Origin of the sequence: Rhodococcus sp. RS1C4 (genome assembly GCF_002258225.1) — a bacterium.
GTDB lineage: Bacteria > Actinomycetota > Actinomycetes > Mycobacteriales > Mycobacteriaceae > Rhodococcoides > Rhodococcoides fascians_E.
Genome location: NZ_NOXZ01000054.1, coordinates 19,168 through 31,293 on the forward strand (window position 1 = coordinate 19,168; position 12,126 = coordinate 31,293).

The 12,126-nt window shown below is 67.1% G+C and carries 12 protein-coding genes; 4 read left to right on the plus strand and 8 right to left on the minus strand.

Annotation, left to right across the window (positions count from 1 at the left end; genetic code table 11):
- Positions 1–25: 25 nt before the first annotated feature.
- Both CH289_RS27115 and CH289_RS27120 read left to right on the plus strand, forming a co-directional pair.
- Positions 26–1,855: a hypothetical protein gene (locus CH289_RS27115; protein ID WP_094728927.1), complete on the plus strand. Its 1,830-nt coding sequence runs from the start codon at positions 26–28 to the stop codon at positions 1,853–1,855.
- Between the two features lie 477 nt (positions 1,856–2,332).
- Entirely contained in the window at positions 2,333–3,616 is a 1,284-nt protein-coding gene (locus CH289_RS27120) for a DUF7373 family lipoprotein (protein ID WP_256977599.1), read from the plus strand.
- A 363-nt stretch (positions 3,617–3,979) separates the two neighbouring features.
- On the opposite strand, the gene CH289_RS27125 is transcribed toward CH289_RS27120, so the two are convergent.
- The 7 genes from CH289_RS27125 to CH289_RS27155 form a co-directional block, all read right to left on the minus strand.
- Positions 3,980–4,378, minus strand: a complete 399-nt coding sequence (locus CH289_RS27125) for a hypothetical protein (protein WP_256977600.1) — start codon at positions 4,376–4,378, stop codon at positions 3,980–3,982.
- Between the two features lie 162 nt (positions 4,379–4,540).
- Positions 4,541–4,993 (minus strand): hypothetical protein, encoded by a 453-nt coding sequence (locus CH289_RS27130; RefSeq protein WP_094728929.1) that lies wholly within the window; start codon positions 4,991–4,993, stop codon positions 4,541–4,543.
- A gap of 88 nt (positions 4,994–5,081) precedes the next feature.
- Positions 5,082–6,200 carry a C39 family peptidase gene (locus CH289_RS27135; RefSeq protein WP_094728931.1) on the minus strand — a complete coding sequence of 373 codons (1,119 nt, stop codon included), beginning with the start codon at positions 6,198–6,200 and terminating at the stop codon, positions 5,082–5,084.
- 124 nt (positions 6,201–6,324) lie between these two features.
- The gene (locus CH289_RS27140) at positions 6,325–7,542 is read right to left on the minus strand and encodes a hypothetical protein (RefSeq protein WP_094728933.1); all 1,218 of its coding nucleotides are present in this window, start codon (positions 7,540–7,542) and stop codon (positions 6,325–6,327) included.
- Positions 7,543–7,823: 281 nt separating this feature from the next.
- Entirely contained in the window at positions 7,824–9,788 is a 1,965-nt protein-coding gene (locus CH289_RS27145; protein WP_094728935.1) for an Hsp70 family protein, read from the minus strand.
- 259 nt (positions 9,789–10,047) lie between these two features.
- Positions 10,048–10,389, minus strand: coding sequence for a hypothetical protein (locus CH289_RS27150; protein WP_094728937.1), 342 nt, complete (start codon positions 10,387–10,389; stop codon positions 10,048–10,050).
- A gap of 59 nt (positions 10,390–10,448) precedes the next feature.
- Positions 10,449–10,664 carry a hypothetical protein gene (locus tag CH289_RS27155; RefSeq protein ID WP_143545133.1) on the minus strand — a complete coding sequence of 72 codons (216 nt, stop codon included), beginning with the start codon at positions 10,662–10,664 and terminating at the stop codon, positions 10,449–10,451.
- 163 nt (positions 10,665–10,827) lie between these two features.
- Here CH289_RS27155 and CH289_RS27160 point away from each other — a divergent pair, with 163 nt between their 5' ends.
- Complete coding sequence (locus CH289_RS27160; protein ID WP_143545134.1) at positions 10,828–11,022, plus strand: hypothetical protein; 195 nt, start codon at positions 10,828–10,830, stop codon at positions 11,020–11,022.
- Between the two features lie 42 nt (positions 11,023–11,064).
- A complete protein-coding gene (locus tag CH289_RS27165) occupies positions 11,065–11,433 on the plus strand; it encodes a hypothetical protein (RefSeq protein WP_094728944.1) in 369 nt (122 codons plus the stop codon).
- Positions 11,434–11,584: 151 nt separating this feature from the next.
- On the opposite strand, the gene CH289_RS27170 is transcribed toward CH289_RS27165, so the two are convergent.
- Positions 11,585–12,112: a hypothetical protein gene (locus CH289_RS27170; protein WP_094728946.1), complete on the minus strand. Its 528-nt coding sequence runs from the start codon at positions 12,110–12,112 to the stop codon at positions 11,585–11,587.
- Between the last annotated feature and the right edge of the window lie 14 nt (positions 12,113–12,126).

Here is a 12,126-nt window from a genome sequence, read left to right on the forward strand (position 1 = left end):
AGGTACAAGATTTAATGCTCGTGTCGTGCACCCGGACGCGACACCGGACCGGTTGTGGCGTCGTTTCGCGCCGGTTCTAGCAGCGCGCAACTCGATGCGGCTCTACGACCCAGCCCTGCGAAAATACGGTTCAGCGGGCCCGCTGACGGTCAAGCGGCCAGCGCTCCCGTCCGCTGTACCGCTGTTCCTGCGTGGGCGGGCTCGCGTAGTGGCGCTCGACTTCGACACCAAAACCCACGGTCACGCAGCCGTCGTCGCCGATGTGCAGCGTGTTCTGGCGTGGTTGACCGAATGCGGCGGCCGTGTCGTCGTCGATCGCTCCACCAGTGGCGGACAGCACGTCCTGATACCGCTGGCCCCAGGCCATACGGTTTCCGCTGCCGAGGTCCGACCGCTACTGCGCCAACTCTCTGTGCGGCTTCCCACACTCGACACCACACCGATGACGAACGAAAAGACCGGCTGCATCACCGTGCCCGGCTCGTCCTGCAAAGAAGGCGGTCACCGCGAGCTCGTCGACCTCGACCCCGCCGCCGCACTCGACGTCCTGACCATCGGCTCCGATCCCGGCACCCTGACCCGGCTCGAAGCTCTCCTCGGCGGAACAGGCCGTGCACCCACCACGCCGGTCGACACACACATCCGCACCGAGACGGTGACCGAACGCGTCCTCGGCGCCGGCGACGACGCCCGACTGCACCCGCGATTCTGCCGCTCGACGCCGCCGCCTCGCAGCGTCGACGATTTCGCGGCCACCGGCCGCCTGGACACCGGCCGCTGGCCGTCACGCTCGGAAGCGCGGCAATCGGTCATCACCCACGCTGTCCTGGCCGGCGCCAGCGCTGCCGACATCATCGCCCGCACTGCGGCGCCCCACTGGGCCGGCGTCCGCGCCGCCTACGACCGGTACGCCGAACCGGCGCGCGCCATCCGCCGCGACGCCGCCCGCGCCCTTGACTGGGCCGCATCGACCCTCCCCGATCCAGTTCGGGATACCGGGCACAAGCAAAAGCACACAGGGGGAACCTACGACCCGGTTCTTCGTTTATGGCTTACCCACGCGCAAACCTGGGTTACATCCGAGTTCTCTCACCGCCGCGATCGCTGGACCACTCACGCAGTCATTCAGGCGTTGGCATGGGCTGCAGCGGTATCGGGCCAGATCATCGAAGGGGTACCCACAGTCGGAGTGGGTGGACGGTCCCTCTCGATCGCTGCGGGGATGCTTCCCGAATCGACCGTGTGGTCCGTACTCGAACGACTGCGCGAGATGGAAGGGTCTCCGCTGTTGTTGATCGAGCGCGGTGTCGGGCAGAACCCTGATCGGTACGCCCTTGTTCCCACTCCGGCAAGACGAGCGACGTCGACGGCCCCACATCCTGAGGCTGTTGAGGGAGCGGCGGAGGTCGAATCGGTACACCCAGCGTGGAGCGTGATCGGATGGCGCCACCGCGTCCTCTACGACGCCGTAACAGCAACACCGGAACCGATGACACCGGAAACACTGTTCGCCGCTGTCGGGATCGGCCGAACCAGCGGCTACGAAGCGCTCCTGGACCTCCGTGTCGCGGGTCTGCTGACGGTCGAGAACACCCAGGTGAGCATCGGGCCGGTCGAACTCGATGACATCGGCCACCGACACGGTCTCACCACAGCGGTCCGCGCCCGAATCGTGCGCCACCGCGCCGAACGCATCGTCTGGCGGGAATGGCTCGCTGCCCGCGAGGAGGCCCGGACACCACCCGAACCGGATCTGGCACTGTTCACCGTCCCAGACGACGACCACCTCGCGGATACACCGGAACCGGAGTACATCGCCGCGGTGCTGAACACCGGCCCACCCGATCCGTTCTAGGCAAGGGAGCCGCGGCATGACCCGCGCCGGCGTCTCGCTGGCCGCAGGCCGTCCCGATTGGTGTCGGTCGCGTCGAGATCAGCGGCTCGACAGCCCCGTGTGGACGAGCGTGATCGAGCAGCGTGTTCGGTCGCTGAGGCGGGGGAGCGGTCGGCTTCCGTGTTGTCTGCGCACCCTTTCTTCGCCGTTGTGGCTCCGGTCCTGTTGGCCTCACTCGAACAGGGTGTGGCCGAGTCGGACTGTGACCCGCACGCCGCGGCCGGGCTTTTCGGTCCCGGCCCCGTGCGCACTCTTCGCACCCGCGCCTCTGGACCGCGATCGGAGATCCGTTATGGCTCACAGTTCTGTCTCCGCCGGGGTGCGGGAACCTTTCTGCCTCCCGGTTGCATCCAACTGTCAGTGACACCGACACCCGCCCGCTGCCGCACCCCCTGGAGTGGTGGCGGGGCGGATTCCCCAAAATGAAAGGATCTTCGCGTGCGATCGAGAACATGGCTGAGACGAGCATCGGCGATACTGTGCGCCGGCGCGGTACTGGCCGCATGCGGCACCGACTCCGACACCACGAGCGGGGAGCCCGTCGCCAAATCCGGCGGCGACACCGCCTCGACGAGCAGCTCAGTGGACCCAGCAACGCTCGACACCGGCAGCTACCCGACCAGTCCGGCACCGGAATTCGGGCGCGCCACCGAAGAGAACATCCTCGATGTCGAAACCCAGCGCCTCGCCGAGTTCGTCGTCGCACCGTTCGAAGTCGACCCCACCCTGGTGTCGGTGAAAATGCCCACCATGGTCATCCGTAGCTCCCAGAACATCGGCGTGGTCATCAACGGCGGAGCATCGGACATCGCCAAGAACAACGGCCTGCTCTACGGGTATGTCTCCACGGCCGCGACCCCGACCGCCGCGATCACCGACCCGTCGAAATCGGTGGTGCAGATGGTGCTGAGATTCAACACCCCCGACGGCGCGGCTGCAGTAGCCCAGCAGATCCACACCGACCTGACCACCGTCGACTCCGACGACACCGGCCTCGACACCCCCGAAAACATCGACATCCTGCCGAACACACTCGTCTCGACGTCCGAGCACAGCTTCGACGCCGGCCCGACAGTCTCGGTCAACGCGCTCACCGCACACGACGACTACCTGCTCTACACCTACGCCAGCGCCCCCGCCGATCAGAAGGACTGGACCGCGAAAGCCATCGCGACCGCGCTCGAACAGCAAGGACCTCTGATCGATCAGTTCCCGGCGCAGCCGACCAAAGATCAGAACGGTGGCCAGTCCGCCGAATTCCCGCTGATCGATCAGGACAAGATCCTTATCTACGCCCTCCCCGAAGAAGACCCGCAGGCTCAGTCCGGCAACGACATGGCCTCCTACGGCCCGCGCGGGATGGCGCACCAGTCGACGAACCCGCCGCTGACCTACCGCGTCCTGAAAGAAACCGGATCCGAGCACAACGCGGTCTACAAGACCAACGTCTACCGCGCCTCCGACGACGCCGGCGCGAGCACCATCGTCGAGGAGTTCCACACCGACCTCACCTCGCAGGGCTACACCGACGCACCGACCCCGCAGGGCCTCCCCGACGCGGTCTGTGTCACCAAGGACACCGTCAACGGCACCCAGGACTACTGCATGGTCACCGTCGGTCGCTACGTCGGCGAAGCATTCGGCCGCGACAACAAGATCGACGTCGATCAACAGATCAGCGCCCAGTACCTGATCCTGCAACAGGCCGACCAGAACGCCTAACCCCGCAGCTGAATCACCCAGGCACATCGAAGCCGTCCGGTACACCCCTGATGAGGGTGTACCGGACGGCTTTCACTGTGTGGTGCAGGAGACGTGAGAACCGACCAGGAAGAAACGCTGCGCAGTGGGCACAAGCACGGTGCTCACCTGCGGGCAGTGATGATCAGAGAGAGGATCACCCGGCGACTCGGTCGGACGAGTCCGTCAGACAGTGGGATCGAGGCTGACGGTGCCCGGTGCGAGCAAGTTCGCGAGTCGTGTCCAGGCCTGGTGAACGCGGGCCTCGACCGTCGCCACCGACACACCCTGATGTTCGGCAATGGTCCGCATACGGCAGGTCGGCTAATTCGGCGAGCACGATCGCTACCCGAACATCCTCCGGGTAGCCGATTCACGGCGTGCTGCACGACCGTCGAGGTGACGATGCGATCGTCGACGCGAGAGCGCGGTGAGCGCGATGCCCGGCTCGCCGGTGACTACGTCGAGACGCTCCACCGGTGTGCGGCGGCGCACGACCGCGAAGGCAGCGTTGGCGGCGATGCGGTGCAGCCACGTGTCGAACCGGGCGCCACCGGTGGAACGTGTGCAGATTCTGCCAAGCCGCGGCGACGGCCGTCCTGCAGGGCGTCGTCCGCATCGCGGGTGGTGCCGGTGATCTATAGGCACCCATGCCAGGCGTGGGGGACGGTAGCGGCCGACCAGGTCGGCGAACGCGGGGTGATCGCTCAGACGGCAGGCAGCGATCAGTTCGGACTGGCCCATCTGCCCCCGATCCGCATTTCAGTGCCCGCTGCGCAGGTGTCCGTCTGAGAATCCGCGCGGCCACAATGGGTGTGGCGCCGACAACATGGCACCCATCGGTAGATACCGGGCAGGGCCGAGCGCCTCGCAGCCACACGGACATACGCCCGTGGAAGGGGGAGGTCAGAGTAGGTCGTCGCCGGGGTGGCCGTCGTGACCGCCCAGGGCGAGGTAACCCGACAGATCGGACTCGCCCGGGCCAGTGTCGCCGATTCCGGTACCCGGATCGATGCCGAGCTCGGCGCCGGAATCGATGTGGCCGGAATCGGTGCAATCGCTGTCGTCGCGGTGGCGGGCGCCTTGACCTGAATCGCTGTCCACAGTGCCCGCATCGGCGCCGCGGTAGTCGTCAGTGTGATCGGCGTCGTCGAGCACGATGCCGTTGTCGAGATCGAGATCGAGGTCGTCGTTCCTCGCAGTGACCGGGAGGTCGTCGTGTTCGGGGACGAGATCGGCGTCGACTACGGCGGCCGGGTCGAAGGCGGCACCGAGGGTGCGCTCCCACACCTCGTCGGGCAGCGGCGCCAGATCACCGGCGAGGCCACGAAGGGTCAAGGACAGCTGATCGTCGGTCATCGTTCCCCTCGCAGACTCGTGTGTCGTCGGTACCGGTGATGTGGACGTGTTCGGTGTGGGCGGGTGTGGTGTGTTCGTGGTGCCGGGGTCACGGCCGTAGCGAGATGACCGTCGTTCGCGTCGACTGCGGCGCCGAGGCGGTCGAGGTCGAGCTGGCTGCGGAGGAGGAGCTGTCCGGCGTCGCTGCGGGAGCGGCGGGTATCAGGTCGGGATCGGGATGGTCGGCGACGAGCATCTGATTGCCGGAGTCGGCCCAGGCCTGCTCGAACTGCTCGATCGGCACTTCGAGTTGGCTGCCGTTCGGGACCCCGGGGTCGGAGAGGATCACGACGCCGCGTTCGTCGTCGATGCCCGCGACGACCAGGACATGGTCGGGGCGCTCGTCCTCGACGCCTTCGCTGCTGGGTTGCCAGATTTCCCCGGAGTCGACCATCGCGATGACGGCGTGCCCGTCGCCCAGTCGGGCGCGGAGATCATCGAGCGATCCGGAGCTGATGGTGGCCGGCACGCCCTGGTCCTCGAGTAGCCGTTCGATGTCGGACAACATCATTCCGGCGGCCGGGTCCTCGGCCGAGAGCAACCCGAGTTCAACGGCGCGGTCGACCAGATGCTGCGGGTCGGTGATGTTCGCGTCGGTGTACTCCGCGACGAGCTGCCCCACGACCGCCGGACCGCAGTATCCGTCGACTTGTTGGTAGAACCAGTCGATCGTCCACTGCACCGGATTACCGTGCACCCGATCTCCGGGCACCCCAACCTCGTCGCCGGTGTCCACGGCGGCACCGGACTCCGGCCCGGCATCGGCATCGGCACCGGTGTCGCTGTCGTGGGCACGCGGAATCGGTCCGGTATCCGGGTCTACGCCGGAGAGGTCGATGGTCGAGAGGTCGATGGTCGAGAGGTCGATGTCGAGTGCCGGGTTGCCGGTGAGGACCGGACTCTGCACACGTGATTGGAGCGAATCATGTTGCGCTGCAACACTGTCCTCGACCGAGCTGCCGCCGAGATGGCCCGTGGGGTGGTCGCCGGCCGACTGCGCTCCGTGATCGATCAGTGCCACGTCGTCGCCGTACGGAACAGTATCGACGGCATGGGCAGTATCGCCGTCTTCGGCACTGTTGTCCCCGTGGGGATCCGAGGCGAGGTGGCCGGCGAGATCGTCTGCGGTAGCGAACGAGAACAGTCCTTCGTCGTCGAACTCGTACATCGGTCGGCTCCCAGAAGATGAATACGGAACAGTGGCAACAACAGTGGGCGCCGCAGTGTCCTCCGCGAGAGAACACGGTGGGAGGACACTGCGGGGTGGGGTCTCGTCTGTCGGGGGTGTCGTCTCAGACGTCGGTGTCGATGCCGCTGTGCGGATCGACGGGGTAGGTGTCGGCCTGGGCGTGGTAGTGATCTTCTGCGGGAATCGAGGCCTCGTAGGCGTCGATGCTGCCGAGGTCGGCGTCCGCCCCCGTCACCACGGTGTCGAGCGAGCCGTCACCGTCGGTGTCGACGCTGGCCAGATCGAAGCGGCCATCGGCATCGGTGTCGACGAGGGAGACGTTGGTGTAGCCGTCGGCATCGGTGTCGAGGATCGCGGTGTCGAAGCGGCCGTCACCGTTCGAATCGATGAGCCGGGTATCGGCATTGCCGTCACCGTCGGTGTCGAGGAGCGTCTCGGTGATCACAGGGCCCTCGATGGTGTCTTGGCGGACCGGGGCACCGGTGACCGGGTCGTGGAAGGTGGCGACATCGACGGTGCCGTCGTCGTCGAGGTCTTCGGCGACGCGGATGGTGCCGTCGCTCTGCTGATCGGCGGCGGTCTCGTAGGTGCCGTTGAGGTCGGTGTCCTGCTCGATCAGGGTGATCGAGCCGTCCTCGTCGTAGTGGGTGATCGTGTCGATGCCGTCGACCCGGGAATGAGTCAGATCGACAAGGCCGTCGCCGTCGACATCCCGCGCAGAGACATAGGTGACCTCTCCGTCGACGCCGATGGCCTCGTTCACCCCTGCCGGTGCCTCGGCGGCCGCTGATGCCGCCGTGGGGTCCGCGCCCGATTCTGTGGTGGTGTCTGCGCTTGTAGCCGTCGGGGTTGCGTCCGCCGGCGCGGGGGTCGTCGCCGACGTCGTAGCCGAGGTCGATGCGGCGGTGTCGCCGTAGGTGGCGGTAGACGGATCGGCAGTGACCTCCGTCGACGAGGCAGCCGGAGCGGATGCGGGCGCCGACGGCGCAGCGGTGGCCGGCTCCGACGCAGTGGTGGTGGTCGTCGCCGGTGCCGGGTCCGGCACCGACGAGTCGGTACCCGTGGCGGTGGTGGTCGCTGTATCGGGCTCGACCTCGACGTCCTCGGCGCCAGTCGCATCTACCGACAAGGGCTCGGATCCGGAAGAGGCAGTGACGGTGCTGGCTTGGTTGATCTCGTCGATTTCGTCGGAGATGGCTTCGTTGACGGCGTCGACCTTCGCATCGATGCTCCCGTTCGGATCGTTGACGATCGCCTCGAGCTTGGCGTCGTACTCGGCGACGTCGGAATCGTCGTACACGCTCTTGTCGTCGTTCTGCATGATGTGTCCTCTCCCAGGGGCGGATCCGAGGGTGTCTCTCGGCTTGTTTTTGCGGTCGATAGTTGGATGCACCCGGAACCGGAAAAGGTTCCCGCCACCGACACACCGGTGTGCGCGGCACCCGGCCGGGGCACCGCACCACCCGGGATCCCACACCAATCGGGGAACCCGAGGCGGGCCTGGCGCCACGAGTACGACCATGAAAAGAGGGGGGTGTCGAACCGTGCACGGTTCGACACCCCCCTCTCCGATACGCCCACTGTGCGGCGCCGGCGGAGTGCTTAGTTGATCAGGCCGGCGCGGCTGAGAAAGGTTTTCGCGCCGTCCATTCCGACGGCATCGCTGTAGTTGAGCATCACCCCGGTGGAGCCGTTGGCGTAGACGATGGAGTACGTATCGCCGTATTCCGGCCCCGACACCGCCGCTGCGGCGGTGCGTGCCACGTTCTCCACTATCTCGTTGTCGGCGACCGCAGTGTTGTTCTGGAAACCCTGCCGCAGGCCCAGTACGTCTTTTTTCGCCTCACGCATATCCACCGAGACGATGATGTAGGAGGACAACCCGTCATCCTCGACGATGCCGCTCAGCAACGAACCGGTCGCCGACATCTGGCACTGCAGCTGCGGGCCACCGTTGTCGGTCTCCCCGGTCTGCTCGCATTCGGAGACCTCCGTCCGTAGTGCGGGCGGAAGAGCGGCGATGACAGCATCTTTCGTCGCAGGCGGCGCCGTCGCACCGCTGTCCCCGCCGGACGCGGCCGCGGGATCCGCAGTCGGCTCCGACGCCGAGCTCTGCCCCGCAGCAGTGACATCGGGGTTGTCGTCGCCCCCGCGGCCGAGTAGAACAATGCTGGCCGCAGCAGCGAGTGCGACGACGACAGCGATACCGGCTCCGGCGAGCACCATCTTCCTGCGCCCACCACCACGATGACCGGTGGCCGTGGCAAAGGGTTCATCCCCCAACGAGGACCGGCCGGACGGCGCGCCAGCCGACGAGCTGGCCGGTGAGGTGGGCCAGGGCGCTGCGAATGCGGCCGTGGACGGTTTCGACACCGCGGGCGCTGGTGCCGGCTGCGTCGACGGACCGGCCTGCGCCGAGGTGGGCGCCGGGTGCCCAGTCAGCTTTTCCTGCGTACGGGTCGGAGCGTGGTGGCCGCTTCGTCCGGTGGGTGCGGCAGCGGCGATCGCGCCCTGTGCCACCACGGTTTTCGGATCGTCGAGGGTGGCGATCGGCCCGAGGTGGCGAAGATGTTCGTGCACCGCGGGGATCCGTGAGGATCCACCGGTGAGGTAGAGCGCATCGAGCTGGCCGGGTTCGGTGACGTGGGCGTCGAGCAACGTCGATCGCGTCAACGTCACTGCCGTGTTCAACACCGGTGCGATCAGTTCGTCGAGCTCGTCGCGGGTGATCTGGAACCGCTCTGAGCGGCCGTCGCCGGTCACGGTGATCGTCGCCGACGGCGCCTCGGAGAGTAGCTCTTTCGCGCGCCGGATCGAATCGTCGAGGCCGTACCGCACGTCCAGCGGTGCTCTGGTGCGCAGGAAGTCCAGCAGGTCCGGATCGCGGACCTCGAGCTGCTGATCGAGCCAGCGTCGCAGGTGCGCATCGAGGTTCTTCCCGCCCAGGCCGTTGTCGCCGCGGGCGGCGACGATGTCGAAACTGCCCTGCGCGTTCGCTTCGAGCACCGCGACGTCGAGGGTGCCGCCGCCGAAGTCGAACACCGCGATCCGTGCGCCGGGGGCGAGGGTGTGGGCGCGGGTGTAGTAGTGCGCGGCGGCGCGGGGCTCGGACACCGTCGCCACCTGCGAGGGATGCATGCCCACCTGCGCGGCGGCATCGAGCAGCACCTGGATTTCGCGGCGCGACCACGCCTCAGGATGGGTCAGGACCAGGACGGCGGGCCGGGTGCCGCCGTGCGCGGCGGCGGCGCGGGTGATCACCGAACTCAGGACCGCAGCCACCGGCACCGCGACGGGGACGGTGTACCCGTTGACGGTCACCACCCCTTGCCCGACGGCGCGTTTCGGGGCCGGAACGAACGCCGCCGGGTTCGATTCGGCGCGATCGACCGCGACATCGCCGACGGCGATACGGTCGGGGGATTCGACGAATACCGACGAGGACATCGTCGTGCGATTGTGCGAGAGCATCAGCGTCTCCACGGCCCCGCTGATCGGGCTCGTGTGCGCGGCGGCGGTGTTCGAGGTACCGAAGTCGATAGCGAGGGTCCACTCACGGGCCGCCATCACCGATCCACCCCCGGTGCAGCCTGCTCGGATAGGCGCCGTAGCGCCCGATCGCACCTGTTCATCTTTCGTGTCCGCCCTTCTCGCATCGGCCCGGCACCATCAGAGGGGCGTGCCGGGACCGGGAAGAAAACTACCGTCATCTGGCAGTTGGATGCACCGAGACCACCGAAAGGTTCCCGCGCGCACCGACGCACCCGGGATATCGACGACCCGGTGCACCGGCCACCGGTGGCACCCGGGGCCTATCGAGAGGGTGTCATCCGGTCGCTGCCGCCGGGCGGGGGTGCACCAGTGCCCGGTTCGGCGCAAACCCTGCTGCGCCCAGGGCCGCATGGAGAGCGCCGGTCTGCTCGGATGTCCAGTGCGCCGGATGGGTGATCACGACCTGTTCCGGGGGTGTCAGGACGCCGATGCGGCGTGCGGCCGCGGCCGCACACTGGGAGAGGGCATCGTCGACGATCTCGTCCACCGACAGCGTCGTCGCCGCTGCACCTCCGGTGATCGGGAGTTGCTCGACCACACCGCCGGTCGTCAGCGTCACCGACGCCGAGGCATGTGTGTCGAACACATCCAGCGTCAGCACCAACAGCTCGTTCATGTCGATCCCGTCCCTCCCACACATCTCGGCCCAGCAGTTCCTGGTGCACTGCACCCGGATCAGAATTCGGCGCTGACACTCTCACGCCGCATCGCGGCTGTCGTCCGTTCGATCTCGCGGCGTGCGCACCCATCGATCGACATCGAGGCACTCGCCGCGCCGGCCTCGTGGTGCGCCGTGCGTTCGGCGTCGGCAACCCCGCGTAGCAGCGTCACAACGCCGGCGATGGCGCGGCGGGCATGAGGGTCGTCGGGGTCGTATCCCTCGTCGATCACAGCCTGGCGGTACTCCGGGTCTTGTTCCACACAGAGTTGGACGCAGCCGAAGCCGGATCGGTTCCACCGAGTAATGCCGATCACACGATCTGGCCGTGTCGGGAGGGGCGAAAGGTCGACTGGTCATCGGATTGTGTCGGTGGGGCACCTGATACTCGAGGGTATGAGGATCCGAACAGTGCTCGGCCCGCCCCTGCCGCACGAGATCGTCCGTGACACCGCTACCGCGATCGTGCTGTCGATGACCCACGAGGAGGAGCCGGCGAGCGCGCAGCCCGATCCGCGCATCGCCCGGACATCGAGGCCAGTCCTACTCTGGTCTCGGCCGGAGTGCGGGCAGGACGCACAGGGTAGATAAGTTCGGGGTTTCGTGTCGGTGCCGCGGTCTACTGTGCGGGGCATGCGCGAGAGCGAGACTGCGGGAGTGGCCGGTGTGTCCGAGCGCGTCCTCGACGAGCTCGCCCACACCCTTGCCGGAAAGCTCGACGTGCTGCTCGACCGGTTGACCGATCGCGCTCTCACCGTCCCCGACGCCGGGACCTCGGCGTGGCGGGAACAGTGGCTTGGCCGCGACAGCGATACCGGACGACAGCACCACGCCCGGCGGCTCTACATCCGCGCGGTGCTCGCCAGCCGGGCAGGAATCAGCGTGCAGGAGGGGTCGATACCGTCGGTGCCCGCCCCCGAGCCTGCAGTCAAGCCCACTCCGCGTGCACGGACCGCCCGTGCGCGTGGGCGTGTCGACGACAACCAACTCGCGATCTTCTAGGGATTCTCGTTCGCCGGGTGTGGGAACCATTCGGGGCTCGGATGCATCCAACTGTGTGGAGGGGTGGTCGGCCGTCTGAGGGGGAGGCCGGCCACCCCTCTCATGCCTCGGCGGACCGCTGTCCGCGGTGAGGCTCAGAAGAGCACAGTGGTTATCGGCCAGCGCTACCTGTGCCCGGAAGTGAACCGAGGTCCGGCAGGACCGGAGCGGACTCTTCGATCGTGACGATGGGCGATGCCTGCTGCACGGTGTACGCGGTCCACGGCACGGTAGCCAGCACCTCGCTCAGGCCTGGATAGTCGGAGATCCAGAGGGTTGCGGGGTCGACGTTCTCGGTGCCGCACGTTGCCAACGCGACATAGGTGCCGGCGGGAATGTCGGTGACCGATTGGGTGCTGACTCCGGGCTGGCCGGCGGGGTCGGTGGAGTACAACGTCTGTCCGGGTCCGATGACTTCCCAGACCGGAGGAAGGACTCCACCCGGTGCGGGAGCCAGTGATGTGGCGCAGGTCAAGGTGTTTCCGGAATTGTTGGTGATCGTGTTGGTCACCGTCGATCCGTCGACTGCGAACGCGTAGGTCACATCCGACGGTCCTGCCGCTGAGGCTGCTGCGGGGAAGGCCAACAGTGCTGGGGCGCAGAGACAAGCGCCGAGTACTACGCGATTGATCGATTTCATCGCAATCCTTTGTC

What these genes read in the sequence shown, in the direction of transcription:
- CH289_RS27125 (WP_256977600.1), bottom strand. Translation starts at nt 4,378, where the DNA reads ATGGGCCAGTCCGAACTGATCGCTGCCTGCCGTCTGAGCGATCACCCC.
- CH289_RS27130 (WP_094728929.1), bottom strand. Translation starts at nt 4,993, where the DNA reads ATGACCGACGATCAGCTGTCCTTGACCCTTCGTGGCCTCGCCGGTGAT.
- CH289_RS27135 (WP_094728931.1), bottom strand. Translation starts at nt 6,200, where the DNA reads ATGTACGAGTTCGACGACGAAGGACTGTTCTCGTTCGCTACCGCAGAC.
- CH289_RS27140 (WP_094728933.1), bottom strand. Translation starts at nt 7,542, where the DNA reads ATGCAGAACGACGACAAGAGCGTGTACGACGATTCCGACGTCGCCGAG.
- CH289_RS27145 (WP_094728935.1), bottom strand. Translation starts at nt 9,788, where the DNA reads ATGGCGGCCCGTGAGTGGACCCTCGCTATCGACTTCGGTACCTCGAAC.
- CH289_RS27150 (WP_094728937.1), bottom strand. Translation starts at nt 10,389, where the DNA reads ATGAACGAGCTGTTGGTGCTGACGCTGGATGTGTTCGACACACATGCC.
- CH289_RS27160 (WP_143545134.1), top strand. Translation starts at nt 10,828, where the DNA reads ATGAGGATCCGAACAGTGCTCGGCCCGCCCCTGCCGCACGAGATCGTC.
- CH289_RS27165 (WP_094728944.1), top strand. Translation starts at nt 11,065, where the DNA reads ATGCGCGAGAGCGAGACTGCGGGAGTGGCCGGTGTGTCCGAGCGCGTC.
- CH289_RS27170 (WP_094728946.1), bottom strand. Translation starts at nt 12,112, where the DNA reads ATGAAATCGATCAATCGCGTAGTACTCGGCGCTTGTCTCTGCGCCCCA.